General features: G+C 62.1%; 27 protein-coding genes and 1 tRNA gene. 5 read left to right on the top strand and 23 right to left on the bottom strand.

All coding sequences use genetic code 11. From position 1 onward, the window contains the following. Positions 1 to 27 precede the first annotated feature (27 nt). Positions 28 to 1,181 (bottom strand): IS3 family transposase gene (locus BFN67_RS15895; RefSeq protein WP_245295242.1). Its coding sequence is split into 2 segments (ribosomal slippage): positions 28 to 929 and positions 929 to 1,181, totalling 1,155 coding nucleotides; the frame shifts between segments, so codons are not numbered across the junction. Between the two features lie 163 nt (positions 1,182 to 1,344). Here BFN67_RS15895 and msrB point away from each other — a divergent pair. Beyond that, on the top strand, positions 1,345 to 1,749 hold the full coding sequence (msrB, locus tag BFN67_RS15885; RefSeq protein ID WP_080920553.1) for a peptide-methionine (R)-S-oxide reductase MsrB: 405 nt from the start codon (positions 1,345 to 1,347) through the stop codon (positions 1,747 to 1,749). Positions 1,750 to 1,809: 60 nt separating this feature from the next. Here the strand turns inward: msrB and BFN67_RS15880 are convergent, their stop codons facing one another. The 12 genes from BFN67_RS15880 to obgE form a co-directional block, all read right to left on the bottom strand. Continuing rightward, complete coding sequence (locus BFN67_RS15880; protein WP_080920546.1) at positions 1,810 to 3,066, bottom strand: D-amino acid dehydrogenase; 1,257 nt, start codon at positions 3,064 to 3,066, stop codon at positions 1,810 to 1,812. Between the two features lie 86 nt (positions 3,067 to 3,152). Continuing rightward, positions 3,153 to 4,289 carry an alanine racemase gene (gene alr / locus BFN67_RS15875; RefSeq protein WP_080920545.1) on the bottom strand — a complete coding sequence of 379 codons (1,137 nt, stop codon included), beginning with the start codon at positions 4,287 to 4,289 and terminating at the stop codon, positions 3,153 to 3,155. Positions 4,290 to 4,471: 182 nt separating this feature from the next. Next, positions 4,472 to 4,990, bottom strand: a complete 519-nt coding sequence (locus BFN67_RS15870) for an RNA pyrophosphohydrolase (protein WP_080920544.1) — start codon at positions 4,988 to 4,990, stop codon at positions 4,472 to 4,474. A 51-nt stretch (positions 4,991 to 5,041) separates the two neighbouring features. After that, positions 5,042 to 6,214, bottom strand: a complete 1,173-nt coding sequence (locus BFN67_RS15865) for a divergent polysaccharide deacetylase family protein (RefSeq protein ID WP_080920552.1) — start codon at positions 6,212 to 6,214, stop codon at positions 5,042 to 5,044. Positions 6,215 to 6,305: 91 nt separating this feature from the next. After that, positions 6,306 to 7,631: a S41 family peptidase gene (locus BFN67_RS15860; protein ID WP_080920543.1), complete on the bottom strand. Its 1,326-nt coding sequence runs from the start codon at positions 7,629 to 7,631 to the stop codon at positions 6,306 to 6,308. 1 nt (position 7,632) lies between these two features. Then, complete coding sequence (locus BFN67_RS15855) at positions 7,633 to 8,907, bottom strand: murein hydrolase activator EnvC family protein (protein WP_080920542.1); 1,275 nt, start codon at positions 8,905 to 8,907, stop codon at positions 7,633 to 7,635. 91 nt (positions 8,908 to 8,998) lie between these two features. Further along, entirely contained in the window at positions 8,999 to 9,481 is a 483-nt protein-coding gene (gene rlmH, locus BFN67_RS15850; RefSeq protein WP_080920541.1) for a 23S rRNA (pseudouridine(1915)-N(3))-methyltransferase RlmH, read from the bottom strand. A gap of 73 nt (positions 9,482 to 9,554) precedes the next feature. After that, positions 9,555 to 9,995, bottom strand: coding sequence for a ribosome silencing factor (gene rsfS / locus BFN67_RS15845; protein WP_425349790.1), 441 nt, complete (start codon positions 9,993 to 9,995; stop codon positions 9,555 to 9,557). 81 nt (positions 9,996 to 10,076) lie between these two features. Next, positions 10,077 to 10,664 (bottom strand): nicotinate-nucleotide adenylyltransferase, encoded by a 588-nt coding sequence (locus BFN67_RS15840; RefSeq protein ID WP_080920540.1) that lies wholly within the window; start codon positions 10,662 to 10,664, stop codon positions 10,077 to 10,079. 57 nt (positions 10,665 to 10,721) lie between these two features. After that, positions 10,722 to 12,008, bottom strand: a complete 1,287-nt coding sequence (locus tag BFN67_RS15835; protein ID WP_080920539.1) for a glutamate-5-semialdehyde dehydrogenase — start codon at positions 12,006 to 12,008, stop codon at positions 10,722 to 10,724. A 3-nt stretch (positions 12,009 to 12,011) separates the two neighbouring features. Then, a complete protein-coding gene (gene proB, locus BFN67_RS15830) occupies positions 12,012 to 13,148 on the bottom strand; it encodes a glutamate 5-kinase (protein WP_080920538.1) in 1,137 nt (378 codons plus the stop codon). Then, positions 13,148 to 14,191 (bottom strand): GTPase ObgE, encoded by a 1,044-nt coding sequence (obgE, locus tag BFN67_RS15825; RefSeq protein ID WP_080920537.1) that lies wholly within the window; start codon positions 14,189 to 14,191, stop codon positions 13,148 to 13,150. Before obgE ends, proB begins: the two co-directional genes overlap by 1 nt. Positions 14,192 to 14,310: 119 nt before the next feature. Here obgE and BFN67_RS15820 point away from each other — a divergent pair, with 119 nt between their 5' ends. Further along, complete coding sequence (locus tag BFN67_RS15820) at positions 14,311 to 15,171, top strand: endonuclease/exonuclease/phosphatase family protein (protein ID WP_080920536.1); 861 nt, start codon at positions 14,311 to 14,313, stop codon at positions 15,169 to 15,171. Between the two features lie 21 nt (positions 15,172 to 15,192). Here BFN67_RS15820 and BFN67_RS15815 read toward each other — a convergent pair whose 3' ends face one another. The 3 genes from BFN67_RS15815 to BFN67_RS15805 all read right to left on the bottom strand — a co-directional run bounded on the left by BFN67_RS15815 (position 15,193) and on the right by BFN67_RS15805 (position 16,890). Further along, complete coding sequence (locus BFN67_RS15815) at positions 15,193 to 15,786, bottom strand: GNAT family N-acetyltransferase (protein ID WP_080920535.1); 594 nt, start codon at positions 15,784 to 15,786, stop codon at positions 15,193 to 15,195. 121 nt (positions 15,787 to 15,907) lie between these two features. Continuing rightward, a complete protein-coding gene (rpmA, locus tag BFN67_RS15810) occupies positions 15,908 to 16,177 on the bottom strand; it encodes a 50S ribosomal protein L27 (RefSeq protein WP_080920534.1) in 270 nt (89 codons plus the stop codon). An 89-nt stretch (positions 16,178 to 16,266) separates the two neighbouring features. Further along, a complete protein-coding gene (locus BFN67_RS15805) occupies positions 16,267 to 16,890 on the bottom strand; it encodes a 50S ribosomal protein L21 (RefSeq protein WP_080920550.1) in 624 nt (207 codons plus the stop codon). A 461-nt stretch (positions 16,891 to 17,351) separates the two neighbouring features. Here BFN67_RS15805 and BFN67_RS15800 point away from each other — a divergent pair, with 461 nt between their 5' ends. Together BFN67_RS15800 and BFN67_RS15795 are read left to right on the top strand one after the other, a co-directional pair. Further along, positions 17,352 to 18,026 (top strand): outer membrane protein, encoded by a 675-nt coding sequence (locus BFN67_RS15800; RefSeq protein ID WP_080920533.1) that lies wholly within the window; start codon positions 17,352 to 17,354, stop codon positions 18,024 to 18,026. A 488-nt stretch (positions 18,027 to 18,514) separates the two neighbouring features. Further along, positions 18,515 to 18,604: transfer RNA gene (locus tag BFN67_RS15795), tRNA-Ser, on the top strand. A 287-nt stretch (positions 18,605 to 18,891) separates the two neighbouring features. Here BFN67_RS15795 and BFN67_RS15790 read toward each other — a convergent pair. The 6 genes from BFN67_RS15790 to BFN67_RS15765 form a co-directional block, all read right to left on the bottom strand. Continuing rightward, positions 18,892 to 19,299: a F0F1 ATP synthase subunit epsilon gene (locus tag BFN67_RS15790; protein ID WP_080920532.1), complete on the bottom strand. Its 408-nt coding sequence runs from the start codon at positions 19,297 to 19,299 to the stop codon at positions 18,892 to 18,894. 30 nt (positions 19,300 to 19,329) lie between these two features. Continuing rightward, complete coding sequence (atpD, locus tag BFN67_RS15785) at positions 19,330 to 20,928, bottom strand: F0F1 ATP synthase subunit beta (protein ID WP_080920531.1); 1,599 nt, start codon at positions 20,926 to 20,928, stop codon at positions 19,330 to 19,332. Positions 20,929 to 20,994: 66 nt separating this feature from the next. Next, positions 20,995 to 21,870, bottom strand: coding sequence for a F0F1 ATP synthase subunit gamma (locus BFN67_RS15780; protein WP_080920530.1), 876 nt, complete (start codon positions 21,868 to 21,870; stop codon positions 20,995 to 20,997). A gap of 35 nt (positions 21,871 to 21,905) precedes the next feature. Then, positions 21,906 to 23,435, bottom strand: coding sequence for a F0F1 ATP synthase subunit alpha (gene atpA, locus BFN67_RS15775; protein ID WP_080920529.1), 1,530 nt, complete (start codon positions 23,433 to 23,435; stop codon positions 21,906 to 21,908). Next, the gene (locus BFN67_RS15770; RefSeq protein WP_080920528.1) at positions 23,435 to 23,995 is read right to left on the bottom strand and encodes a F0F1 ATP synthase subunit delta; all 561 of its coding nucleotides are present in this window, start codon (positions 23,993 to 23,995) and stop codon (positions 23,435 to 23,437) included. Before BFN67_RS15770 ends, atpA begins: the two co-directional genes overlap by 1 nt. A gap of 244 nt (positions 23,996 to 24,239) precedes the next feature. Further along, on the bottom strand, positions 24,240 to 24,635 hold the full coding sequence (locus tag BFN67_RS15765; protein ID WP_080920527.1) for an AGROH133_08824 family phage infection protein: 396 nt from the start codon (positions 24,633 to 24,635) through the stop codon (positions 24,240 to 24,242). 135 nt (positions 24,636 to 24,770) lie between these two features. On the opposite strand from BFN67_RS15765, the gene BFN67_RS15760 reads away from it, so the two are divergent. After that, positions 24,771 to 25,385 carry a LysE family translocator gene (locus tag BFN67_RS15760; protein WP_080920549.1) on the top strand — a complete coding sequence of 205 codons (615 nt, stop codon included), beginning with the start codon at positions 24,771 to 24,773 and terminating at the stop codon, positions 25,383 to 25,385. Positions 25,386 to 25,403: 18 nt separating this feature from the next. On the opposite strand, the gene BFN67_RS15755 is transcribed toward BFN67_RS15760, so the two are convergent. After that, positions 25,404 to 25,967, bottom strand: coding sequence for a peroxidase-related enzyme (locus BFN67_RS15755; RefSeq protein WP_080920526.1), 564 nt, complete (start codon positions 25,965 to 25,967; stop codon positions 25,404 to 25,406). Positions 25,968 to 26,006: the final 39 nt, after the last annotated feature.

Here is a 26,006-nt window from a genome sequence, read left to right as displayed (position 1 = left end):
CGATCGTTGGACAGGATCTGGCATAAATTAAGCTACTCTCTGCACCTGCTGATCGGGTTGGGTTTCGTCTTTTCTCAGCCAATAGACCACGGCGGGCGGTCTGCCGCCAAGGGCTGAATGTGGGCGTTGGTGGTTGTAGAAGGTCATCCATTTCCGGATGCCCGCCCTCGCTTCTGATCCGGTCTCCCAGGCATGCAGGTAGACGCACTCGTATTTCAGGGTCCGCCACAACCTTTCGATGAAGATATTGTCGAGGAACCGACCCTTTCCATCCATCGAGATGCGCACGCCGGTGTGGCGCAGGCGATCGGTCCAGGCGAAAGAGGTGAACTGGCTGCCCTGATCGGTATTCATGATTTCCGGCAGCCCGAACTTGTAGATGGCCTCGTTCAGCGCCTCGACGCAGAAATCGGCCTCCAGCGTGTTCGAGATGCGCCAGGCTAGGACCTTTCGGGTGTGCCAGTCCATGATGGCAACCAGGTAGAGAAACCCGCGCCGCATCGGCACATAAGTGATATCGGCGCACCAGACCTGGTTGGGCCGCTCCACGCGCAGTCCCTTCAGCAGGTAGGGATAGGTCTTGTGCCCCTTCGCCGGTCTGCTGGTAGTGGGTTTCTGGTAGATCGGCATCAATCCCATGAGCCGCATCAGCCGGCGTATCCGCTTCTCGTTCACCAGATGGCCGTCGTTGCGCAAATGCCAGGTCATCTGCCGGACACCGAAAAAGGGCGTTTCCAGGAACTGTTCGTCGATCAGCCGCATGAGGGCCAGGTTCTGCGCGGTCTCCCCCTTCGGGGTGTAATAGAAGGACGAGCGTGAGATCGACAGCAGCTTGCATTGCCGAGTGATCGACAATTCCGGATGATCCGGCTCAACCATGCCGCGCCTCACTTCCCGCCCCAGGGCTTCAGCTTTCTTTCCAAAAAAGAGTTGGCCACCGCCAGCTCCCCGATCTTGGCGTGGAGCTCCTTCACCTGCTCCTCGTCGATCTCGGGCTTTTTCCGGCCATTGCGTTCGAACACACCCGAGGCGCCTTCGAGCAGAGCGCGTTTCCACTGGTGAACCATCGTCGGATGAACTCCGAACCGGCTTGCCAGCTCGGCTGCGGTCTCTTCGCCCTTCAAGGCTTCCAGGGCGACCTTCGCCTTGAACTCAGGCGCGTGCTGCTTGCGTTTCGACATCTCTGATCTCCTTTTCGTCGAAGATCAGCAGACCGCAAATCATAGCTTATGTCAGTGTCCGAATTTCGGGGGGTAGCTCAGTGGTCAGCACCGTAACAAATACCTATGTTGAAACGAATTGCCCGACGACATTAATGACAAGCCGCAAAGGCAGGAGATGAACATGGATACCCAAACCTATCCCGTCACCCGCACCGACGCCGAATGGAGAGCCTTGCTCTCGCCGGAGCAATACGCCGTCATGCGCGGCCACGGCACGGAGCGGCCCGGCAGTTGCGCCCTTTTGCATGAGCATCGCGCCGGCGCTTTCCATTGCGCCGGATGTGACAGCAAGCTGTTCGAGGCCTCGCTGAAATTCGAAAGCGGCACCGGCTGGCCGAGCTTCAACGATCCCCTGCCCCGCTCCGTCGAGACCACGACCGACCGCAGCCACGGCATGACGCGCACCGAGGTGCATTGCGCCACCTGCGGCAGCCATCTCGGCCATGTCTTCCCGGACGGCCCGCCGCCGACCGGCCTGCGCTATTGCGTCAACGGCGTGGCGCTCAAATTCGAACCGGCCGCGTAACGTCAAATCCGCGTTCGGAATGAAAACGCCCGGCCCAAACCGGGCGTTTCTGTTTTGGCGTCACGCCGCGTAGCGCTGCGGCCCCAACGCGCTGGCGTCAATATCGGGCGCACGGCCGGACATGATGTCGGCCAAGACACGGGCCGAGCCGCAGGACATTGTCCAGCCCAGCGTGCCATGGCCGGTGTTGAGATAAAGATTGGCATATTTCGACAGGCCGATGATCGGCGGCCCGTCCGGCGTCATCGGCCGCTGGCCGGTCCAGAATGTTGCCTTGCTGATGTCTCCGGCAGCGGGGAAAAGATCGGTGACCGAATGTATCAACGTGTCGCGTCGCGCATCGTTGAGGCTCAGATTGTAGCCGGAAATCTCGGCCGTGCCGCCAACGCGGATGCGGTCGCCGAGGCGCGTAATGGCGATCTTGTAGGTCTCGTCCATGATCGTCGATTCCGGCGCCGCCGATGCATTCACAATCGGCACGGTGATCGAATAACCCTTGACCGGATAGACCGGTATCGGCTGACCGAGCTTGCGCATCCAGATCGGCGAATAAGAACCGAGCGCCATCACATAGGCGTCGGCGCGGCCCGGCCCGGCGCTTGTGGTCACGCCGGTTACTTTGCCCTGCGCCGTCTCGATGCCGGTCAGCGTGACGCCATATTCGAATTTGACCCCGGCAGCGGTGGCGATTTCGGCCAGCCGCTCGGTGAACATCTGGCAATCGCCGGTTTCGTCGCCGGGCAGGCGCAGGCCGCCGACGAATTTCTCACGCACCGCACCTAGGCCGGGTTCGGCGGCGATGCAGCCTTCGGGGTCGAGAACCTCGAACGGCACGCCCGTCTGCTTCAACACCTCGACGTCACCACCGATGGAATCCAATTGCTTTTGCGTGCGGAAGAGCTGCAGCGTGCCCTTGGCGCGCTCATCATAGGCGATATTGGTGGTGGAGCGCAGCGCCTTCAGCACATCACGGCTGTATTCGGCGACCGGCACCATGCGCGACTTGTTCACCGCATAGCGCTCGGCCGTGCAATTGCGCAGCATCTTGAGCATCCACGACCACATATGCCGGTCGAAGCCTGGCCGTATTACCAGCGGCCCGTGTTTCATCGTCAACCATTTAAGCGCCTTGACCGGGACGCCGGGGCCAGCCCATGGCGAGGAATAGCCAGGTGAAATCTCGCCCGCATTGGCGAAGCTGGTTTCCAATGCCGGGCCGGGCTGGCGGTCGATGACCGTAACCTCATGCCCCGCCTCGGCGAGAAAATAGGCGCTCGTCACGCCGATCACGCCGCTGCCCAGTATCAATACTTTCATTCGTTCACTCCCCGCGGCACTCGTTGCCCGAGCCACCATAATCCGCACCGGCCTCGCACCCGCGCAATTGATTTAAAATTCAGCCTTCAGCCGTTCACAATGCGCCGATGGAACCTGTTGCCGAGGCTTGTCAGCACCTCGTAGCCAATCGTGCCGGTCAGCGCCGCCACTTGATCCACATCCTGCGATGGCCCGATGACCTCGACAAGATCGCCGGCCTGCAACCGGCTTTCCGGCAGTGCCGAAATATCGAGGATGATCGAATCCATCGACACCCGGCCGATAAAAGGCAACCGCTTGCCGCCGAAGAAGGCAGCGGCCGCGCCACGCCTGTGCCAGCCATCGGCATAGCCGAGCGAAATGGTGGCCGTTCGCAGGCTGCCTGCCGCGAAATAGATGTGGCCATAGCCAACCCCTGCCCCCTCTTCGACGGTGCGCGTCTGGATCACCCTGGCATCCAGCCGCACCACCGGCAGCATCGGATTCGTATGGCCAGGCGTCGGGTTGATGCCGTAGAGCGCAGCCCCCGGACGCGCGAGATCGAAATGATAGGCGGACCCGAGAAAAATACCCGACGAATTGGCGAAGGAAGCGGGGGCAGCCGGCAGCATGGCGCGCAGTCGCTCGAATTCAAGCAATTGCGCGGCATTGGCCGGATGATGCGGCTCGTCCGCACAAGCCAGATGGCTCATCACCAGCACGACATCGACACCATCGAGGCTGGCCGCATCACCGGCCACCGCCTCCACTTCGGCTGCGGCCATGCCGAGCCTCGACATGCCGCTATCGACCTGCAGCGCCGCTGGCAGCGATCGGCCGGCGCGGTGCGCGGCTGCCCGCCAGGCTGCAAGTTGTTCAACGCTGTTGAGAACCGGCGTCAGCCGCGAAACCATGGCTTCGCCCTCCGCGCCGGGCGGCAGGCCGTTCAGGACGAAAATCGCCGGTCCGTCGCCAAGCGCTGAGCGCAGGCAAACGCCTTCCTCGACATGCGCGACAAAGAACCGGTCACAACCTTCCGCCTGCAAGGCGTGAGCTACGGCCACAGCGCCGAGCCCGTAACCGTCGGCCTTGACCACACCGGCCGCCCGCGCACCGCCTGTCAACCGGGCATTGAGCCGCCGATAGTTCTCACGCAGGGCGCCGAGATCGATGGTCAGCACCGCGCCGGCAGCAGCAAGGGATGGCTGCCGGAGCATATCGGTCTGTTCAAAATTCCTGTCCATGTCGCCAGATCCGAGATTCTTGCACATAACGCCGCCTTGGGCCACGTAACTGTGCTTCTACCACGGCAAACGCGCACAATCTTCCCTATTATAAGGCAATCATTGGTGGATTCTTTCACAAAACCAGATTCAGCCAAGCCAAATCGCACGGAACCGCGATAGGCTATGAAATCGCGAAAACCCTACGGTGCAAGATGGCGAAAAGCGGCCACGACCGCATCGTAGACCTTGCGCTTGAACGGCACGATCAGTTCAGGGAGTTCCTGCATCGGCCGCCACGCCCAGGCATCGAATTCGGCCTCGTTGCCGGCCGGCGGCGGATTGATGCGAATTTCGCTTTCATCACCGGTGAAGCGGAGGGCAAACCATCTTTGCGTTTGCCCGCGATATTTGCCCTTGAGCGCGATGCCGACCAGTTCACGGGGCAGATCGTAATTGATCCAGTCCGGCGCCTCGGCGATCAGGTCGAGGCTTTTCATGCCGGTCTCTTCAAAAGCCTCGCGATAGGCCGCCACCAGCGGCGCCTCGCCCTTGTCGATGCCGCCCTGCGGCATCTGCCAGAGCCTTGCGGTGCCGGCCGTTTCGCTGTCCGGCTCGGCGATACGACGGCCGGACCAGACCAGCCCTTGCGGGTTGAGTATCATCACCCCGACGCAGCGGCGATAGGGCAGCGTTTCGGGATCGATTCGTTTTCCAATCATGCGCTTGCCTATCGCTCGGGAATGTAGGTGCGAAAACACCGGAAAAAATTGCTACCCCTTCTGGGGATCATTGGCCACGGCGGAAATGGGCACGATCTCGATACCGCGCTTCTTCGCTTCCTCCACCCAAGAGGCGACGGTATCCACCGTCACATCGAAGGCCGATCCGACGCCGACGGCGAACCCCTTGGCGCGTGCCGTCGCTTCCAGTTCATCGAGCTTTTTCAGGATCGCGCCGCGATCCTGCACCTGATCGATGGTGGTATCGGCGACGGCGAACGGCACGCTGTCCTTGAGCGCCAATTCCGGAGCCTGGCTGCGCGCCGAGGTGCCGTCATCGATATAGCCAAGGCCGCGTTTGGCGAGTTCGTCCATGACCGGTTGCAAGGCATCGGCGTCGGAACTGAACCGCGCGCCCATATAATTCATCACCGCAACGTAGTTGGTCATACGCGACAACGCCCAGCGCAGCTTTTCCAGATTCTCGGGCGGTGAAGCGGCAATCGTCAGCGTATTGCGGCCCGGATTGACCGAAGGATAGCCGAACGGCTCCAGCGGCACCTGCATGACGATTTCATGGCCCCGGTGGCGCGCATCCTGCATCCAGCGGCCAATGGAATTGCCTTGCGGTGCAAAGGCCAGCGTGACTTCTGCCGGCAATTTGGCGATCGCCGCCTGCGTGGTCGTCTGCGAAACGGCAAGCCCGCCGATGACGATGGCAATCCGCGCGCCGCGCGCCCCGGACCATGGCCGTGCATAAACGTCGAACGGCCTGCGCCCGTCGACTGAGCGAATCGGCAGCGGACCGGTCGGACTGTCTTCGATCAGCGCCCTGTCAGGCAGGTGCGCGACCCGTAGATCCTGGCTGACGGCCGAAGGATCGCGGATGACGATTGCGCCGCCCGGTTGGCTGGCCGGCCCCTCGCCTTCGATATGAATGATCTTCGGTCCGTCGGTCGGCTTCGCGGCGCCGCTGGCAGAGGGCGCCGGTCTGACCGGTTCCGTCGCGACGGGGTTGACCTCCGCGACGATTTTCGGCGTCGTGACGGCGGTCGTCTCGGGATGACGGAATGGCCTGTCGCGCAAGGCAATCGCAGCGGAGACGACGACCAGCACGACAGCGGCCGCCGCCAGCATGATCGACCCGCGGTCGAGGGTCACGCCGCGCCTTGCGGGCGGCCCATCTTGACCCAGCGGGCGATCGATCTCCTTCAATTCAGCCAAGCGCACCCCCGCCGCTCGAATCAAACTGCCGGAACCTTTCGGCCCCGGCAGCATGGCATAGATACCGGCAAAAACAGGACTATCTGGCGGCCTATTGGTTGTTCACCACCTTGTTCGGATTAGGTGGGAAAGCCGGATTGGTCTTTTCACCGCGCAAAAGCTGCTCGGCATAGATCAATTGCAGATCGTCCTTCGGATCCGGCGGCACATAGGCCGAAGAACCGGAGCCATCCGAGTTTTCGTCCGCTCCCTTGATATGGCCCTTGAGATCCGATTCACCGCGCGTCACGTCGCGACCCTGCAATTCCGGCGGCAAGGGCTGATCCACCTCGATATCGGGAGTGATGCCCTTGCCCTGGATCGACTTGCCCGAAGGCGTGTAATAGAGCGCCGTCGTAAGCCTCAAGGCACCGTTCTCGCCGAGCGGAATAATCGTCTGCACAGAACCCTTGCCGAACGACTGCGTACCCACCAGCGTCGCGCGCTTCATGTCCTGCAAGGCACCGGCGACGATTTCCGAAGCACTCGCTGAGCCGCCATTGATCAATACCACCAGCGGCTTGCCGTTGATATCGTCGCCAGCCTTGGCGTCAAAACGCGTCACGTCCTTGGGATCGCGGCCACGCGTCGAAACGATTTCACCACGATCGAGGAAAGCATCGGAAACGCTCACCGCCTGATCGAGCAGGCCGCCCGGATTGAGCCTGAGATCGAGCACGTAGCCCTTCAGCTTGTCCTTCGGAACCTCCTCCTGGATCTTCTTGATCGCGTTTTCGAGGTCGTCATAGGTCTGCTCGGTAAAGGAGGCGATCTTCATATAGCCGATGTCCTTCTCGACCCGGAACTTCACCGCCTTGACCTTGATGATGTCACGCACCACCGACACTTCGATCGGCTTGTCGGCGCCCTTGCGCAGAATGGTCAGCTTGATCGGCGTCTTGACCGGCCCGCGCATCTTGTCGACCGCGTCGTTCAGGGTCATGCCGCGCACTTCCTGGCCGTCGATCTTGGAAATATAGTCACCGGCCAGCACACCTGCCTTGGCGGCAGGGGTGTCGTCGATCGGCGTGATGACCTTGACAAGGTCATTTTCCATCGTGACCTCGATACCGAGGCCGCCGAATTCGCCCTTGGTCTGAACCCGCATGTCCTGCGCCTGCTCGGCATTCATGTAGGAGGAATGCGGATCGAGCGAGGTCAGCATGCCATTGATGGCATTCTCCACCAGCGATTTGTCGTCCGGCGGCGTGACGTATTGCGCCCTCACCCGCTCGAAGACATCGCCGAAGATCGCGAGTTCCTTATAAGTATCCGAACTCGCCGCGTTCGCTGCCGAGCCGGGCACCCCGTAAACCAGGCTCATGGCCGAGGCGCCCATCAGCACGCCGGCGAGCAGGAGCGAAAATTTCCGCATCATTTCAAGTCCTTCCAGAGAAACGGTCCGCCCACCACGGGGTCGGATCGACGGGTTTTCCATCCTTGCGGAACTCGACGTAAAGTTCCGGTGTCGCATTTCCGTTCGACGAGGCCGAATTGCTCGCAAGTCTCGCCTCACCCATCGAGCCGATCGGCTCGCCTGCAAGCACGGATTGACCGGACACGACGCTCAATCTGCCCATCCCCGCCAGCACGATATGATAGCCGGCGCCGGCATCAAGGATCAAGAGTTGTCCGTAAGAGCGGAACGGCCCCGCATAAAGTACATGTCCATCCGCCGGCGCCGTCACGATGGCGCCCGATTGTGTCGCAACCATGTCGCCCCGCATTATCGCGCCGCTCTCGTCTTTCGCGCCGAAGCGGCGCTTGATCTTGCCTATCGCCGGCAGCGCCACCTGTCCCTTGAGCGCCGCAAAGGGCGGATGCTCGATCAACCGGTTGGCCTCCGGTATCGGCTGCATGGCCAGATCCTGAGCTTTACGGTCCTTTTCCGCCTGTTCGTCGAGCGCGGCTATCAGATCCTTCAGGCTCCTGGCCCTCGCGGCCAGATCGGCAGCGTGCTTCTGCTCTTCCTCCATCGCTGTCTGGGTATCGGCCTGCACTTTCTTCTTGGCCTCCAGAAGCAAGGTGAGCCGCTGCTTTTCCGCCAGTTGATCGGTGACGGCCGTCTTCAATCGCGCCCGCTCGGCTTCTATGGAGGCCGTCACACGCGCGCGCGCTTTGAGGTCGGCCACCAGCGCCTCGGTCTCGGCACGCAGTTCGGGTACCACCGCGCCCAGCAATATGGCGCTGCGCACCGACGACAGCGCGTCTTCCGGCTTGACGAGAATTGCCGGCGGCGGATTGACGCCGATGCGCTCCAGGGCGCCGAGCACCTCGGCCAACACGTCGCGACGGCCTGCCAGAGAGAGGCGTATTGCTTTCTCCTTGGCTTTCAGTTCGTCGAGCTTGGCCCCTATGTCCTCAATGTCCTGGCCAAGCTTCTGTTCGGTCTTGGCGGACTGGATAAGGGCCGCGGTAATGCTGGCGTAATCCTTGCGTATCGAAGCGATGTCGGCAGCGAGTTTGGCCATCCGCTCGGATGACAGCGTGATCTCGTTCGAGATGCGTTCATATTCGATCCGACTCTGCTCGGAATCGGGCGTGGTGTCCGTGCCGTTTTCCGCATGCACCATGCCCGGTAACAACAAAACGACAACAATGGCGGCGCGCAAGCCGTCCAAGGCGTTTCGTCGTGGCTTGCGGTTCTCAAACATGGAAGCCCAATATTAGCGGCCGCTTCGTTAACGAACGATCAACCATGTTTACTGTCGCCAGGCCCGTTGCACGAACCTGCGGCAATACCTGTCAAGCGCGATGATAGGGATGGCCTGAAAGGATCGTGGCGGCCCGATAAAGCTGCTCGGCCAACATAATGCGCACCAGTTGATGCGGCCAGGTGAGCGCGCCGAAAGAAAGCACCAGTTCGGCCTGGTCACGCAGCGACAGATCGTGCCCGTCGGCCCCGCCGACGGCCACGACAAGCGTCTTTCGCCCGTCGTCACGCATCAGGCCGAGGCGCCCGGCAAATTCTTCCGAGGAAAAGTTGCGGCCTCGCTCGTCCAGCAGAAGCAGCGCCGAGCCGGGCTGCAATTGTGTCTGCAACGCACGGCCTTCTTCACGCCGCCGTTCACTGCCCGTCTGCGCGCGGCTTTCGCTGATCTCCGTGACCCCGGAGAAATCGAGCCCTACCGCCGGACCACTGCGGGCGAACCGTTCAAAGTAACGGCCAGCCAAATCTCTTTCGGGACCGGCCTTCATCCGGCCCACGGCATGCACAATGATCTTCATTCCTGCCCTGAAGCGCTACATCGGGATTTCCGCCTCGGCGAAAAACAAGGCCGTTTTCGGACAATGTCCGAAATTAATGCAGCGTTTCCTCTTCAAGGTCCGGCGCCTGCCACATTTTCTCAAGGCTGTAGAAGTCGCGGACCTCGGGTCGGAAGACATGGACGATGACATCGCCCGCATCGATCAGGACCCAATCCGCACTGGCCTGGCCTTCAACGCGCGGATTGCCGAATCCGGCATCCTTGAGCGCCTTGAGCAGATGGTCGGTGACAGCCGACACATGACGGTGCGACCGGCCTGAGGCGACGACCATGTAATCGCCAAGGCTCGATTTTCCCTGAATGTCGATGGAGACGATGTTTTCGGCCTTGGAGTCTTCCAGACTGGCAAGGACCGTTTCGATGGCGCGGGACGCAGTGGCATTTCCGCTGATTCCGGCCGGCGAAGGCACGAGATCGGCCTTCTTCTGTAGTGCTGTTCTCAGTGTCTTTCCTTTCGCAGCAAGAACAACCAAGCCATCCTCATAAGCGGATGACACCGTAAAGATAGGCAGAGTCGCATTGCAGTTTCAAGACTGCATCATTGCATGCCCCTGTCAGGCCCGTGTTCCCGCCCGAATGGCGCTGGAAGAGAGCGAAGAGCGCGGGCCATGGATGAAGGTCCAGGCCGGCGCGGACTTACGCGCCAGCAACTGTGCGTCACGCTCGTCGATACGGGCATAATCGAAGGTCTTGGCTGCTACGGAAGAAAGGAAGGAGAGCGTCGCACCCGGCCGGTCGATAACGGCGATTGGAAAGGTCAGCATTATCTCGCGCCAGCGCTGCCAGCGATGGAAATCACGCAGCGAATCGGCGCCCATGATCCAGACGAAATCGACGCCAGGGTTTCTGGCGCGTATAAGCGCCAATGTATCGGCGGTATAGCGCACACGATGCGCCGCCTCGAAAGCCGTGACCTGGATGCGCGGGTTGGTCGCGATACGCTGCGAAAGCGCTATACGCTCGGCAAGCGGCGCCAGTTCGCGCGTGCTCTTGAGCGGGTTTCCGGGCGTGACCATCCACCACAGCCTGTCGAGCGCCAGCCGCCGCAGCGCAATCTCCGCGACCAGCGCATGGCCGGCATGCGGCGGATTGAACGAGCCGCCGAACAGGCCGACCTGCATGCCTTTTTCGACATGGGGCATGCGCAGATAGCGGGGCGGGACCGATGCTGGCTGCACCCTACACCTGACCGGCAACTCTCACGGCCGCACCTGCCCGGAGCCGCGCACGCGATATTTGAACGAGGTGAGTTGCTCGACGCCCACCGGCCCGCGCGCGTGCATCTTGCCGGTGGCGATGCCGATCTCGGCGCCCATGCCGAACTCGCCGCCATCCGCGAATTGGGTCGAGGCATTGTGGAGCAGGATCGCCGAATCGATCTCGTTGAAGAATTTTTCGACCGCCGCCCCCTCTTCCGCCACGATGGCCTCGGTGTGATGCGAGGAGAAGGTCTCGATATGGTCGATGGCGCCTTCGATGCCGTCCACCAGCTTCACTGCAATGATCGCGTCGAGATATTCTGTGCGCCAATCGGCGTCATCCGCCGGTTCGGCGGCAGGAAACACGGTGCGCGCATCTGCATCGGCACGGACCGTGCAACCGGCGGCGCGCAGCGCCTCGAGCATAGGCACGAGATGGCTCGATGCGACAGCACGGTCCACCAGAAGCGTCTCCGCAGCGCCGCAAATGCCGGTGCGCCGCATCTTGGCGTTAACGGCGATCTTCACCGCCATCGCGAGATCGGCGGATTTGTCGATATAGAGATGACAGATGCCTTCGAGATGAGCGAAGACCGGCACCCGCGCCTCCGTTTGCACGCGCTCGACAAGGCTGCGACCGCCACGCGGGATGATGACGTCGAGATTGCCGGAAAGCCCTTTCAACATCTCGCCAACGGCGGCACGATCGGGCGTCGGCACGAGTTGGATGGCGTCTTGCGGCAGGCCAGCGGCCTTCAGCCCTTCGACAAGGCTGGCATGGATGGCGGCCGAGGAATTGAGCGAGTCCGAGCCGCCGCGCAGGATCACCGGATTACCGGCCTTGAGGCACAGCGCACCGGCATCGGCGGTGACATTCGGGCGGCTCTCATAGATCACGCCGACGACACCGAGCGGTGTCCTTACCCGCTCGATGTGCAGGCCGTTCGGGCGGTCCCACGCAGCGACAACATCGCCGACCGGATCACGCAGCGCCGCAATGTCGCGAATGCCCCTGGCGATCGCGGCAATGCGCGCCGGATCGAGCTTCAGCCGATCCATCATCGCCGACGACAGGCCGGCATCCCTGCCATTGGCCAGGTCGGCGGCATTGGCATCCAGGATGGCCGCCTCGTTGCGCAGGATGGAAACGGCCATCGCCTCCAGAGCGGCGTTCTTCGCCGCGGTCGTGGCAATTGCGAGCGGCCGCGCCGCCACGCGGGCACGCTGGCCGATCCCTGCCATCAAACTCGCCGTGTCCTGCCCGGCCGTCTCACTGAGCTTCAGCATGGCTCACTCTCCTACCCGCTCGGCATGGCTCACCACCAGATCGTCGCGGTGGATCATCGCCGAGCGCGCTTCATAACCGAGAACCGCCTCGATCTCGGCGGTCTTCAGACCTGCGATCCTTACGGCATCGGCGGCATCATAGGCAACCAGCCCGCGCGCCACCTCGCGCCCTTCCGGCGACAGTATGGCCACAGTATCGCCGCGGGCGAAATTGCCGGCAACCTGCTTCACGCCGGCCGGCAGCAGCGACTTTCCGAACATCAGCGCACTGACCGCACCGCCATCGACCGTCAGCCGGCCGGTCGGCTCAAGCTGGCCCGCGATCCAGGTCTTGTAGCCCTTCACCGGATGATTGCTCGGTTTGAACAGGGTGAAGCGCGCGCCCTCCTCAATTGCCGCAAGCGGCGAAAGCCGCGTGCCGGCGGCGATAATCATCGCCGTGCCGGCAAGGGTGGCGATCTTGCCGGCATCGAGCTTGGTGCGCATGCCGCCACGCGACAGTTCGGAGGCCGCTGCCCCCGCCATGGCTTCGATGTCCGGCGTGATGTGCTCGACAACCGGAATGAATTCAGCCGCAGGATCGAGCGCCGGCGGCGCGCTGTAGAGCCCGTCAATGTCGGAAAGCAGCACCAGAAGATCCGCGCCCATCATGGTGGCGACGCGAGCGGCCAACCGGTCATTGTCGCCATAGCGGATTTCCGAGGTGGCGACGGTGTCGTTTTCGTTGATGACCGGCACCGCCTTCATCTTGACCAGCGTCGAGATGGTCGCGCGCGCATTGAGGTAGCGCCGCCGCTCCTCGGTGTCGCCCAGCGTCAGCAATATCTGCCCCGATTTCAGTGCGTGGCGGCCGAGCGCATCCGCCCATGCACCGGCAAGCGCGATCTGGCCGACGGCCGCCGCCGCCTGGCTTTCCTCCAGCTTCAACGCCTTCCTGCCAAGGCCGAGCATGGTGCGGCCAAGCGCGATGGCGCCCGAAGAAACGACGAGGACTTCCGAACCGTTCGCCGTCAGCCTGCCGATATCGTCGGCAAGTGCTGCAAGCCAGTCGCGTTTGAGGCCGGCGCCGCGATCCACCAGCAACGCCGAGCCGATCTTGACGGTGATGCGGCGATACTTTTTCAGCGAGAGGGCCGTCATCAGTCCCGTTTCCACCGTTCGCCGACAGTGGCTGCGGCCGCCGCCGTATCCCCTCGCGCCTCCTGCACCACGCTCATCAGCCCGCGCAAAACCGCTTCCACGCCTTCCCCGGTAACAGCCGACAGCAGCAGCGGCGCACGGCCGGCAGCCTTCTTCAACGCCGTCATTTTTTTCTTGCGCGCATCGGCATCGAGCGTGTCGGCCTGGCTCAGCGCCACGATTTCCGGCTTTTCGGCAAGCCCGTTGCCATAGGCGGCAAGTTCGCGCCGGATGGTCTTGTAGGCCTTGCCGGGATTGTCCTCCAAGGCCGACACCAGATGCAGCAGAACCCGCGTGCGCTCGACATGGCCGAGGAAGCGGTCGCCAATGCCGACGCCCTCATGCGCGCCTTCGATCAGGCCCGGAATATCGGCGATGACGAATTCACGCGCGTCGATGCGCGCCACGCCAAGCCCCGGATGCAGCGTGGTAAAGGGATAATCGGCAATCTTCGGTTTGGCCGCCGTCACCGCAGCGAGGAACGTGGATTTGCCGGCATTGGGCAGGCCGACCAGCCCGGCATCGGCGATCAGCTTCAGCCTGAGCCAGATGCTCAACTCCTCGCCCGGCAAGCCGGGATTAGCGCGGCGCGGTGCCTGATTGGTCGAGGTCTTGAAGTGCTGGTTGCCGAAACCGCCATTGCCGCCCTTGGCAAGCAGGAAACGCTGGCCAACCACGGTAAGGTCGCAGATCAGCGTCTCGTTGTCCTCGGCCATCACCTGCGTGCCGACCGGGACTTTCAGCACCACATCCGCCCCCTTGGCGCCCGTCATGTTGCGGCCCATGCCATGCATGCCGGTCTTGGCCCTGAAATGCTGCTGATAGCGATAGTCGATCAGCGTGTTCAGCCCGTCAACCACTTCGACCCAGACATCGCCGCCACGCCCGCCGTCGCCGCCATCCGGCCCGCCGAACTCGATGAACTTTTCACGCCGAAACGACATGGAGCCGGCGCCCCCATCGCCGGAGCGGACATATACCTTGGCTTGATCGAGGAATTTCATCGGACGGCACAGCCTTTGCGGCTCTTGCGTTTCATGGATCGGCCCTTCACTACCCCATGGTGCGGCCAAGCGCGAGGGCCGGCCGCACCGTTTTTGGGCGGTGTGAGGGAGATGTCGCAATGAAGCTGGTGACTTACAATGTCCAGTTCGGTGTTGGCCGCGACGGCAAGGTCGATCTCCCACGCATCGCAACCAGCATTGCCGATGCCGACATCATTGCACTGCAGGAGGTCACGCGAAACTATCCCACCAATGGCGGCATCGACATGGTGGCAGGGCTTGGCGGCCTCCTGCCCGGCCATCGCCATGCCTACGGCGCGGCGATGGACATCGATTTCGGTGCGATGAACCCCAAGGCCGCGACACCTGAATTGCGCTTCCAGTTCGGCAACATGCTGCTGTCGCGCTGGCCGATCGTGTCGGTGCGCAACCTGCTCCTGCCGCGCAGCCGAACCTATGACCGCGCCAATCTCCAGCGCGCGGCACTTGAGGGCCTGATCGTTACGCCGCTCGGCCCGCTGCGCCTCTACAGCACCCATCTCGATCATGTAAACCGCGACGAGCGCATCATGCAGATCCGCCATCTCAAGGAGCGTATACTTGCCTTTCCGTTGGAAGGCGGCGCTGTCACCGGCTCCGGCGAATACGGTTTCCCCGAGCCGCCCTGCCCGGAGGATTTCGTGCTGATGGGCGATTTCAACATGCGTCCCAACGAACCCGAATATGACGAGATGACCGGTGCCGCCGACCGCCTCTTCGGACGGCGCATCGTCGCCCATCATCCCGTCGATGCCTCGCGACTGGCCGGCCTGCCGCCGGAAGAAGGCATGAGTCGGCTCGATCTTTCCGGCGCCGGACAACATTCGCGCCTCGACTACTGTTTCGTCTCGGCGGGTCTGGCGGCCCACGTCACGGATTGCTGGATCGACAACGAGGCCGACGGCTCGGACCACCAGCCGGTCTGGACGGTTCTGGAATGAGCCGGGCCATCAGTTCTCGTATCAATTATGCGTTGACCAGCTTCTCAGGCTCGCCCATGTCCGGCGGTCGAGCCGGTAGCGCTCGACCGGCACCTTGCCGGCAACCACCGAATTCAACATGCCCTGCCCGGCATACTGGAACCCGCATTTGTGGATGACCCGCCGCGATGCCGGATTGATGACCCGGCAGGATGCGTGCAGGGCTGTGATCGTCGTCGCCCGGAAGGCGAGATCGACCAGCGCATGCGCGGCTTCTGTGGCATAGCCGCTGCCCCAATGCGGCTCACCGATCCAATAGCCCAGTTCCAGCCCGCGCTCGGTCTGGTTAAGCCCGGCGCAGCCAATGAAGGCGCCCGTCTCGGAAAGAGTCAGCGCATAAATCGCGCTGCCGAGCACGCTTGCCTTGCTGTTGGCGATGAAGGACCGTGCCTCGTTCGCGCCATAGGGATTGGGCATGCGCGCCAGCATTTCGGCGATACGGCGATTGTCGGCCAGCACAACGAGATCATCGAGATCCTCATCATGCGGTGGCCGCATGACCAGCCGCTCGGTGATCAGCACCGGGCAATCGATCCGAAAACTGCCGTCTTCGACGTCTTCCTTTTCGGCAACCATGGAAATGTCCTCCAGACAAAGAAAAAGGGGAGATGGCGACCCCATCTCCCCTGATCCTTTTTCTGGCCTGTCCAGACACCGGTTCCCGAGATGGGGCGCCGGTGTTGTGGTGCGGAACCGGCTACTCCGCTGCTTTTTGAATCGGGTTCACCGATACGTAGGTTCGGCCGTTGGCTTTCTTGTTAAAGGTGACCGCGCCTGCTCCGAGCGCAAAAAGGGTATGATCCTTGCCCATGCCGACATTGGTGCCGGGATGCCACTGGGTGCCGCGTTGACGAATAATGATGTTGCCCGCGATGACGGCTTCGCCGCCGAACTTCTTCACGCCAAGGCGCTTGGATTCCGAATCGCGACCGTTGCGCGACGAACCGCCAGCTTTCTTGTGTGCCATCTTACTGCTCCTTTGCGCCGCGAAGGACGCCTGCGATCTCTATGAACGTGTTCGCGTTCCGTTTCAAGCCCGGCCAGTGACCGGACGCTCTATTTCTTCGCCAGTTCCTTGGCCTGCTCGCGCCAGTCCTTGATCTGGTCGGCGCTGAACGGCATGGCCTCATCGATCCTGGCGATGTCCTTGTCGCTCAGCTTGGCGATCTGCGCGAAGGTCGTGATGCCCTGCTCGGTCAAATCCTTGGCGGCGACCGGGCCGATGCCCTTGATGACGGTAAGGTCATCCGGCTCGCCCTTCGGCGCCTTGAACAACGGCTGCGCGGCGGCCTCGCCGGCATCCTTCTTCGGCGCGGCCTCTGCCTTCGCGGCCGGCTTGGCGGCGGCCTTCTTCGAAGGCTTTGCGCCGTCGGTCAGGATCTCCGAAATGCGCACGGTCGTCAGCAACTGGCGATGACCGATCTTGCGGCGCGAATTCTGGCGGCGGCGCTTCTTGAATGCGATGACCGTGCGGTTCTTGCCCTGCTCGACCACTTCCGCCGTGACCGTGGCGCCATCCACGAAGGGCGCGCCGATGACGACCTTGTCGCCTTCGCCATGCGCCAGAACCTGGGCAATCTCGACGATGTCACCGACTTCGCCTGAAACTTTTTCGATCTTCAAGAGATCGTTGGCGGCCACGCGATACTGCTTGCCGCCCGTTTTGATGACTGCGAACATTTTTTGCCTTTCGCTGTTCGGTCGGCCTTGTTGGGCTGTGCCCTTCTCGCATCGAGAAGGTGGCCCGGCCGTCTTTTTGTCAGTCTGCGGGTTCAAAAAACAAGCGGCGCGGAAATTTCCACGCCGATTGCGTGCCGTCCGTAGCCGAAACGATGCGCAGAGTCAAGGAATGCGGCGCTGCCGGCGACCTTGTCCGCAAGCCGGCCCTGGGCGCCTTGCACCTGCCTTCAAAAGTAGCTCCAACGCACCGCAGATTGGGCCTTGTAACCTCATCGTTCAGCCTTTTCCGACACCCAGAAGCTGAGCAACCAAGCAACAAAACAACCTGAAAGACGCCAACATATATCGTCAAACTATGCTGTTTCAGCTTCGCCGCTCGAGTCGAATCGGCCGCTTGAACGACCCTTTCAAGGTTACCGGGTGAGTGCTAATTTAACCGGACAGGTTGCTTGGGGGGAATCATGAAGAAGCTGGGTACTGTCGCTGCCGCGCTTGCTCTCAGCGCCGGGCCAGCCGCCGCACAGGATGCGGTTTATGACTGGTCAGGTGCCTACGTTGGCGCACAGATCGGGTACGGCTGGGGCAAATCCACCACCAATGCGGATATCGTGCCGCCCTGGAAAACATACATAGACCTTGACGACTCCGGCGTATTGGGCGGCCTTTATGCCGGCTACAATTACCAGATGAGCAATAAGGTGGTCCTTGGGATCGAGGCCGATATCAATGCCACCAATGTCAAGGACGCCTCGGACGACTGGACACTTTCCATCGGCGGTACGTCTGGGACTCTGAGCAACTTCATTCCCACTTCGTTCAAAATGTCGTGGAATGGCGCGGTGCGCGGCCGAATTGGATACGCGGTCGGCCGCTTTCTCCCATATATCGCCGGCGGTGTCTCGTTTGGCGGGTACAAAATTAGCCTCGAAGACAAGGGGGTTTCCACTCATCGCTCAACGCTCGTGGGATGGAACATCGGTGCCGGCCTGGGTTACGCCGTTACCGACAACGTGACGCTGAGGGCTGAATATCGATTTACCGACCTCGGCAGCGACAAATTCTCTGCCTTTGCGTTTCCCGCCAAATTCGATTTGAAAACTCACGATCTCCGCTTAGGAATCGCCTACAAGTTCTGATCTCGCTTCCAGATTGTCAGTCAGGCCGTTCTATCTGGCCCGAGCCGGTGCTCTACGTCAGGCCTGAAAATCGGGCTACTCAGTCCTTCCTGACGCCCGCTTCATAAGCTTCGCGTACAAGCTCATGCGCGCTGTCCGGCGGATAGTAACCCGCTTTCCGGCCCTTCGCGCCGTCCAGGAAAATGACTTCACCGTTCCGAACAACTTCGGTAGCCGCGTAGTGTACCTGATCCATCGCCCATATTGCGCCCCATATTTCCAATGGTGGAAACCGAACCCATAGGGGCGACCGAAAAGCGTTGACTACCCTTCCATGTCTCTAGTGTCTCGGCGCCATTTCCCCCTTGTCGAACGGACCTGAGACGGCTACAACCCGCTCGCTCAAACCGGGTCGGCCCCCTATTTGGTCCAAGTTTGGTCCAAGGTACTGGTTTGTTTGCAGAACGTTCTGTCCCACACACGTGGAAAACGGCGGAATCCTGCGGTTCGGAGAAGTGGCAGAGTGGTCGAATGCACCGCACTCGAAATGCGGCATACTCGCAAGGGTATCGGGGGTTCGAATCCCTCCTTCTCCGCCATTAACCGCTGATTTTATTGAAATAATCCCTGCGGCGCGTGGCTACACCGAAGCACTTTTTTCGAAACCCGTTAAGCTGATCTTCACCATCGACCGGCATGGTCGAATGGTCTGCGGCCCCGTAATGAGTACCGCGACGCGCAAGCGTCCAGGCAACAACCCGCGTCTCGACAGAGGCGCGGGTTCTTCATGCGGCACGGGGCGCAAAAAGCAATCGCGCGACAAGCGCCGCGCGATGTTCAAAAATTTCGATTCCGAATGAAAGATTCGACCTCGGCCCAGTTCCAGTCAGGCCGGAAGGATCGCGCCTTCCAGCGTGGTGAGCTGGTGCAGGAACTGCTCCGCCTTGGTGCGCGTCTCGTCGTCCTCGGCGTCGGCGGCGTCTTCCTTCGCCTCCTGGATGCGGCGGGTGATGTCGGCGCGGTCGATATCCTTCACCGCGACAGCCGATTCGGCCAGCAGCGTGCAGCCCGAAGGCAGGATATCGGCAAAGCCGCCGAACACCACATAGCGTTCCTCGCCGCCACCGGCGCTCTTTACCGTCACGACACCCGGCTGGATCGTGGTCATGACCGGCGCGTGTTTGGCCATGACGGTCATCTCGCCTTCGGCACCCGGAATGATGACCGATTCGACCTGCTCGGACACCAGCAGGCGTTCGGGCGAAACGAGATCGAACTGGAAAGATTCAGCCATGTTTTTCAGGCCCTATTGCCGATTGCCGTCTTAAGCCGCTTCCGCAGCCAGCTTCTGCGCCTTCTCGATCGCTTCCTCGATATTGCCGACCATGTAGAAGGCGGCCTCGGGAAGATGATCGTAGTCGCCATTGCAGAGGCCCTTGAAGCCCTTGATGGTGTCGGCGAGATCGACCAGCTTGCCCGGCGAACCGGTAAACACTTCGGCGACGAAGAAGGGCTGCGACAGGAAGCGTTCGATCTTGCGGGCGCGCGCCACCGTCTGCTTGTCCTCTTCGGAAAGCTCGTCCATGCCCAGGATGGCGATGATGTCCTGCAACGACTTGTAGCGCTGCAAGGTCTGCTGCACCTGGCGGGCGACGGCGTAGTGCTCCTCGCCGACGACCATCGGGTCGAGCATGCGCGAGGTCGAGTCCAGCGGATCGACGGCCGGATAGATACCCTTTTCGGCGATGGCGCGGTTCAGCGTCGTCGTTGCGTCGAGGTGGGCGAACGAGGTCGCCGGCGCCGGGTCGGTCAAGTCGTCGGCCGGCACGTAAATGGCCTGCACCGAGGTGATCGAGCCCTTGTTGGTGGTGGTGATGCGTTCCTGCAGCGCGCCCATGTCGGTCGCCAGCGTCGGCTGATAGCCCACAGCCGAGGGAATGCGACCGAGCAGGGCGGACACTTCCGAACCCGCCTGGGTGAAGCGGAAGATGTTGTCGACGAAGAACAGCACGTCCTGGCCCTGGTCGCGGAAATATTCCGCAACCGTCAGGCCGGTGAGGCCGACACGAGCACGCGCGCCTGGCGGCTCGTTCATCTGGCCATAGACCAGCGCCGCCTTGGAACCCTCGCCGCCGCCCTTCTTGTTGACGCCCGACTCGATGAACTCGTGATACAGGTCGTTGCCCTCGCGGGTGCGCTCACCGACGCCGGCGAACACCGAATAGCCGCCATGCGCCTTTGCGATGTTGTTGATCAGTTCCTGGATCAGCACCGTCTTGCCGACGCCGGCGCCACCGAACAGGCCGATCTTTCCGCCCTTGGCATAAGGCGCCAGCAGGTCGATGACCTTGATGCCCGTAATCAGGATGCTGGCTTCCGTCGATTGATCGACATAGGCCGGGGCCGGCTGGTGAATCGCGCGCTCTTCCGCGGCATCGACGGGGCCGGCTTCGTCCACCGGATCACCGATGACATTGATGATGCGGCCGAGCATGCCCGGACCGACGGGAACCGTGATCGGCGCACCGGTATCGCGCACGTCCTGACCACGCACCAGACCTTCGGTGGAGTCCATGGCAATGCAGCGCACCGTGTTCTCGCCGAGATGCTGGGCAACCTCGAGCACCAGGCGATGGCCGACATTCTCGGTCTCGATGGCGTTGAGAATGGCTGGCAGATGATCCTCGAACTGAACGTCGACGACCGCGCCGATGACCTGCCGAACCTTGCCGACCGCACCCTGGGCCTTGGAAGCGGTGCGCGCGCCTGCCGCCTTGGCTGGCGTTGCCGCCTTGGCCGCGGCGGTCTTAACAGCGGCAGTCTTCTTTGCCGGCGCTGCCGCCTTCGTTGCCTTGGCCGCCGCCGGAGCCTTTGCTGCGGCCTTCGCCGGGGCTGCCTTTTTCGGGGTCGCTGCTTTCGCCATTGTCTTGCCCTTCTCGTCCTTTGGTTTCAACGCGGTCCACTCGCCGGCCGGCCGGCGGCGTTCGCGCTAGAGCGCCTCGGCGCCCGAAATGATCTCGATCAGTTCCTTGGTGATCTGCGCCTGACGCTGACGGTTATACGTGATCGACAGCCGATTGATCATGTCGCCGGCATTGCGCGTCGCATTGTCCATCGCGCTCATCTTGGCGCCCATTTCGCCAGCCGCGTTTTCCAGCAGCGCACGGAATATCTGCACCGAAATGTTGCGCGGAATGAGATCGGAGAGGATCTCGCCCGGCTCCGGCTCGTATTCATAAACCGCGCCTTCGCTGGCCGATTCGCCCTCAGCCGCCGGGGCTGCCGCCGGAATAAGCTGCTGCGCCGTCGGAATCTGCGAAATCACCGACTTGAACTGTGAATAAAACAGCGTGCAGACGTCGAATTCACCCTTGTTGAAAAGCTGGATCACCTTCTTGGCGATGGCATCCGCATTGGTGAACCCGATCTGCTTGACTTCACGCAGATCGATTCGTTCGATGATAAGCTTGGCGAAATCGCGCCGCAGGATGTCGAAACCCTTCTTGCCGACGCAGATGATCTTCACGGTCTTGCCATCGGCCTGGAGACTGCGCACATGGTCGCGGGCCGCACGCGCAATCTGCGCATTGAAGCCGCCGCACAGGCCGCGCTCCGCCGTGCAGACGACGAGCAGATGCACATCGTCCTTGCCGGTGCCGGTCATCAGCGCCGGTGCATCGTCTCCGATCGCCTGGGTGATGTTGGCCAGCACCACGCCCATACGCTCGGAATACGGGCGCGCCGCCTCCGCAGCCTCCTGAGCCCGGCGCAGCTTCGCCGCGGCGACCATCTGCATCGCCTTGGTGATCTTCTGCGTCGCCTTGACCGAGGCGATGCGATTACGAAGGTCTTTTAGTGACGCCATGCTTCAAACTCTAATCCCGCGTGCCTTCGTCCCAATCAGGCAAAGGTCTTGGCGTAGGTGTCGATCTCCGCCTTGAGCTTGGCACGCAGATCGTCCGACAACGCCTTCTCGGTACGGATCGCATCGAGGATCGCACTGCCGTCGGCGCGCATATGGGCGAGCAAGCCCTGCTCGAAGCGGCCGACATCGGCGACAGCCAGCTTGTCGAGATAGCCGTTGACGCCGGCAAAGATCACCGCCACCTGCTCTTCCGTCTTGAGCGGCGAGAACTGCGGCTGCTTGAGCAACTCGGTGAGGCGCGCGCCGCGATTGAGAAGACGCTGCGTGGCGGCATCGAGATCGGAGCCGAACTGCGCGAAGGCCGCCATTTCACGATACTGCGCAAGCTCGCCCTTGATCGAACCGGCAACCTGCTTCATCGCCTTAATCTGGGCGGCGGACCCAACGCGCGACACCGAAAGACCGACATTCACGGCCGGACGGATGCCCTGGAAGAACAAATTGGTTTCCAGGAAGATCTGGCCGTCGGTGATCGAGATCACGTTGGTCGGGATATAGGCCGACACGTCATTGGCCTGCGTTTCGATGATCGGCAGCGCCGTCAGCGAGCCGTTGCCATTGTCATCGTTGAGCTTGGCGGCACGCTCGAGCAGGCGCGAATGCAGATAGAAAACATCGCCCGGATAGGCTTCGCGGCCCGGCGGACGGCGCAGCAGCAGCGACATCTGGCGATAAGCCACGGCCTGCTTGGAAAGATCATCATAGCCGATCAGCGCGTGCTGGCCATTGTCGCGGAAATACTCGCCCATGGTGCAGGCGGTGAAAGGCGCCAGGAACTGCATCGGCGCCGGGTCGGAAGCCGTGGCGGCGACGATGATGGAATATTCCAGCGCGCCGCGCTCTTCCAGAACCTTGACGAACTGCGCGACGGTCGAACGCTTCTGGCCGACGGCGACATAGACGCAATAGAGCTTTTCCGATTCTGGGCCGCTCTTGTGCACCGACTTCTGGTTCAGGATCGTATCGAGAATGATGGCGGTCTTGCCGGTCTGGCGGTCGCCGATGACCAGCTCGCGCTGGCCGCGGCCGACCGGGATCAGCGCGTCGATGGCTTTCAAGCCGGTGGACATCGGCTCGTTCACCGACTTGCGCGGGATGATGCCGGGCGCCTTGACGTCCACGCGGCGGCGCTCGACCGCCTTGATCGGGCCTTTGCCGTCGATGGGGTTGCCGAGCGCATCGACGACGCGGCCGAGAAGACCGGGGCCGACGGGGGCGTCGACGATGGCGCCGGTGCGCTTGACCGTGTCGCCTTCCTTGATGTCGCGGTCGTTACCGAAAATAACGACACCGACATTGTCGGCCTCGAGATTCAGCGCCATGCCGCGAATGCCGCCGGGGAATTCCACCATCTCGCCGGCCTGGACGTTGTCGAGGCCGTAGACACGCGCGATGCCGTCACCCACCGACAGCACCTGGCCGACTTCGGAGACTTCAGCCTCCTTGCCGAAATTCTTGATCTGGTCCTTCAGAATTGCGGAGATTTCCGCGGCGCGGATGTCCATCAGCCGACCTCTTTCAGTGCAAGCTTAAGCGAATTGAGTTTGGTTTTAAGCGATGTATCGATCTGGCGCGAGCCCATACGCACCACCAGCCCGCCGAGAAGCGAGGGATCGACCGTGACCGAAATCGCCACGTCCTTGCCGGCCACGCTCTTGAGCGCAGCCTTGAGTTCGTTCTGCTGCGCCGCCGACAACGCATGCGCCGACGTGACTTCGGCCGCCGCCTCGCCGCGATGCTCCGACAGGATGCGGCGAAACGCCCGGATCATGCCGGGGACCGCAAACAGGCGGCGATTGGAAGCGACGACTTTCAGGAAATTGCCGGCCAGCCCGGCTATTCCCGCCTTGGCGACAATGGCGCCGATCGCCTTGGCCTGCTCCTCGGAGGAGAAGACCGGGCTTTCAATCAGGCGGCGCAGATCGGCACTGTCGGCAAGCATGGATTCAAAGCGCGCCAGGTCGCTCTCGACCTTCGGCAGCGATTTCGCCTCGAGCGCAAGCTCGAACAGGGAACGCGCATAGCGATCGGCAACAGCGGAGATCGGCGATGAAGACTGGGCCACGGTCCGTCTTTCTCTTTTTTCGACAGGCCGCAGATTGTTTGCGCGAGTGGAAACTCTGGCTAAATCTTTGACCTTAGTGCGTTTTTTCCAAGCGCGAGGGAGCGGCTTCCGCTATCCCCGCCGAAAGTCGATTGCCGTCTAGCATACGCCTTCCAAGACCGCAATCCGCCTATGGCAATGCTTGGCACGCACTTTTGTCGCATGCCGAAACCAAACGCTGGCTCTCACGCCCGGATACCCGTCTTCAGGCAACGAAACCGAAGGCGAAGAGCAATGCGAGCGTGGCCAGAACCAGTTCGACGACCAGCGAAATCCAGTTGAACGGCGTGCCGGCTCTGTCCGACATCATCGAAAGCATCCGCCCGAAGGCCGTGAACAGCCAGGAAAAACCGAGCGCCATATAGAGAAGCGGCTGGGCCAGAAGCACGCAGCACAGGCCGACACCGAGGTAAAAACCGGCCATGCGGCCGCGCCCTTCGGCGATCGCGGCCGGCTTTTCCGGCCTGGGCTGCAGGCGCAGCAAGCGGAAACACAGACCCGGCGCGAGAAACAGCGCCAGACCGAAAACCAGCGTGACGACGGCGCTGATCCACGCCATCCACTCGCCCTGGCTCATCGGCCATGGAAACGAAAATCCCATGTCGGTCCCCTCGAATTGTGTTCGCTCGCATTGAACGGCGCGACGGGGCGAAGTCAAGCGCGGAGCGGACACGGGGCGGGCGACATGACGAGGCAAATATGCTAGATGGCCGAGCAGAAAGTTGGAGCGCCACCGATGCATTTCTCCTCCCTGCTGATCTTCGCCGCCGCCCTGTTCGTCGCTGCCGGTTCGCCCGGCCCATCGATCGCGGCGCTCGTCGCGCGGGTGATCTCCAGGGGTTACCGCGACGTGCTGCCCTTCCTCGCCGCCCTGTGGATCGGCGAAGGCATCTGGCTGTCCTGCGCGGTGTTCGGCCTTGCCGTGATTGCCGAGACGTTCCACTACGCCTTCGTGGCGGTGAAATGGGTCGGTGTCGTCTATCTCGCTTATCTTGCCTGGAAGATGTGGACGGCGCCGGTCGAGGCAAAGGCGGATGATCTTCCACGCGAGGACTCGCCCGCAAGGCTGTTCCTGGCCGGCATGGCCGTGACGCTCGGCAATCCCAAGATCATGATCTTCTATCTGGCGCTGCTGCCGACCATCATCGACCTGCACGCGGTGTCGATGGTCGGCTGGCTGGAACTGACGGCGACCATGTTCGTGGTGCTGATGGCGACGGACCTGACATGGGTCGTGGCCGCGACCCAGGCGCGCCGGCTGTTGAAAAGCCCGCACGCCATGCGCATCGCCAATCGGATCAGCGCCGGCGTCATGGCCGGAGCGGCGGCGGCGATCGCGGCGCGCTCCTGATCCTACCGGGCCCCTGATTCAGCGGGCCATCGTATGATATTCGGCGTTGGGCCGCATATCGACGGCCGAGGCGAGCCGGTTCGACATGTTGAAGAAGGCCGCGGTTGACGCGATGTCCCAGATGTCGCGCTCGGAAAACCCGGCCTTGCGCAGCGCCTCGCGGTCGGCCTCGACCATCTTCGCCGGCGTTTCGGTCAGTTTCACCGCAAATTCCAGCATCGCGCGCTGCCGCTCCGAAAGATCGGCGACGCGCCAGTTCATCACCATCATCTCGCCAAGCTCCGGATCGCCGGAAAGCTGGCGCACCGCGGCGCCATGCGCGGTCAGGCAATAATAGCAGTGGTTGATTGACGAGACCGCCACCGCGATCATCTCGCGTTCCAGCTTGGACAGGCCGGATTCGCCCAGCATCAGATCGTTGTAGGTGTCGGTGAAGGCGCGCAGCTTCTTCTCGTCGAACGCGTAGGCAAGGAGCACATTGGGCACCAGGCCGAGCTTTTCCTCGCATTTGGCGAAATAGGCCCTGGTGCCGTCGCTGAGTTCGGATTGCGGCAGGTCGAGCGCGGTCACTTTTGCGGTCATCTTCGGTCTCCTGTGGCGGTTTTCCCGCAAGCCTTCAAA

The organism is Manganibacter manganicus, assembly GCF_002075885.1.
GTDB classification, from domain to species: Bacteria; Pseudomonadota; Alphaproteobacteria; order Rhizobiales; family Rhizobiaceae; genus Mesorhizobium; species Mesorhizobium manganicum.
The sequence above is the reverse complement of the archived record's forward strand: the minus strand, read 5'-3'. Positions and strand labels throughout refer to the sequence as shown.

Excerpts from the sequence above, each read along its gene's own strand:
- msrB (WP_080920553.1), top strand. The coding sequence starts at position 1,345 with ATGGATACCCAAACCTATCCCGTCACCCGCACCGACGCCGAATGGAGA.
- BFN67_RS15880 (WP_080920546.1), bottom strand. The coding sequence starts at position 3,066 with ATGAAAGTATTGATACTGGGCAGCGGCGTGATCGGCGTGACGAGCGCC.
- alr (WP_080920545.1), bottom strand. The coding sequence starts at position 4,289 with ATGGACAGGAATTTTGAACAGACCGATATGCTCCGGCAGCCATCCCTT.
- BFN67_RS15870 (WP_080920544.1), bottom strand. The coding sequence starts at position 4,990 with ATGATTGGAAAACGAATCGATCCCGAAACGCTGCCCTATCGCCGCTGC.
- BFN67_RS15860 (WP_080920543.1), bottom strand. The coding sequence starts at position 7,631 with ATGATGCGGAAATTTTCGCTCCTGCTCGCCGGCGTGCTGATGGGCGCC.
- BFN67_RS15855 (WP_080920542.1), bottom strand. The coding sequence starts at position 8,907 with ATGTTTGAGAACCGCAAGCCACGACGAAACGCCTTGGACGGCTTGCGC.
- rlmH (WP_080920541.1), bottom strand. The coding sequence starts at position 9,481 with ATGAAGATCATTGTGCATGCCGTGGGCCGGATGAAGGCCGGTCCCGAA.
- BFN67_RS15840 (WP_080920540.1), bottom strand. The coding sequence starts at position 10,664 with ATGCCCCATGTCGAAAAAGGCATGCAGGTCGGCCTGTTCGGCGGCTCG.
- BFN67_RS15835 (WP_080920539.1), bottom strand. The coding sequence starts at position 12,008 with ATGCTGAAGCTCAGTGAGACGGCCGGGCAGGACACGGCGAGTTTGATG.
- proB (WP_080920538.1), bottom strand. The coding sequence starts at position 13,148 with ATGACGGCCCTCTCGCTGAAAAAGTATCGCCGCATCACCGTCAAGATC.
- obgE (WP_080920537.1), bottom strand. The coding sequence starts at position 14,191 with ATGAAATTCCTCGATCAAGCCAAGGTATATGTCCGCTCCGGCGATGGG.
- BFN67_RS15820 (WP_080920536.1), top strand. The coding sequence starts at position 14,311 with ATGAAGCTGGTGACTTACAATGTCCAGTTCGGTGTTGGCCGCGACGGC.
- BFN67_RS15815 (WP_080920535.1), bottom strand. The coding sequence starts at position 15,786 with ATGGTTGCCGAAAAGGAAGACGTCGAAGACGGCAGTTTTCGGATCGAT.
- rpmA (WP_080920534.1), bottom strand. The coding sequence starts at position 16,177 with ATGGCACACAAGAAAGCTGGCGGTTCGTCGCGCAACGGTCGCGATTCG.
- BFN67_RS15805 (WP_080920550.1), bottom strand. The coding sequence starts at position 16,890 with ATGTTCGCAGTCATCAAAACGGGCGGCAAGCAGTATCGCGTGGCCGCC.
- BFN67_RS15800 (WP_080920533.1), top strand. The coding sequence starts at position 17,352 with ATGAAGAAGCTGGGTACTGTCGCTGCCGCGCTTGCTCTCAGCGCCGGG.
- BFN67_RS15790 (WP_080920532.1), bottom strand. The coding sequence starts at position 19,299 with ATGGCTGAATCTTTCCAGTTCGATCTCGTTTCGCCCGAACGCCTGCTG.
- atpD (WP_080920531.1), bottom strand. The coding sequence starts at position 20,928 with ATGGCGAAAGCAGCGACCCCGAAAAAGGCAGCCCCGGCGAAGGCCGCA.
- BFN67_RS15780 (WP_080920530.1), bottom strand. The coding sequence starts at position 21,870 with ATGGCGTCACTAAAAGACCTTCGTAATCGCATCGCCTCGGTCAAGGCG.
- atpA (WP_080920529.1), bottom strand. The coding sequence starts at position 23,435 with ATGGACATCCGCGCCGCGGAAATCTCCGCAATTCTGAAGGACCAGATC.
- BFN67_RS15765 (WP_080920527.1), bottom strand. The coding sequence starts at position 24,635 with ATGGGATTTTCGTTTCCATGGCCGATGAGCCAGGGCGAGTGGATGGCG.
- BFN67_RS15760 (WP_080920549.1), top strand. The coding sequence starts at position 24,771 with ATGCATTTCTCCTCCCTGCTGATCTTCGCCGCCGCCCTGTTCGTCGCT.
- BFN67_RS15755 (WP_080920526.1), bottom strand. The coding sequence starts at position 25,967 with ATGACCGCAAAAGTGACCGCGCTCGACCTGCCGCAATCCGAACTCAGC.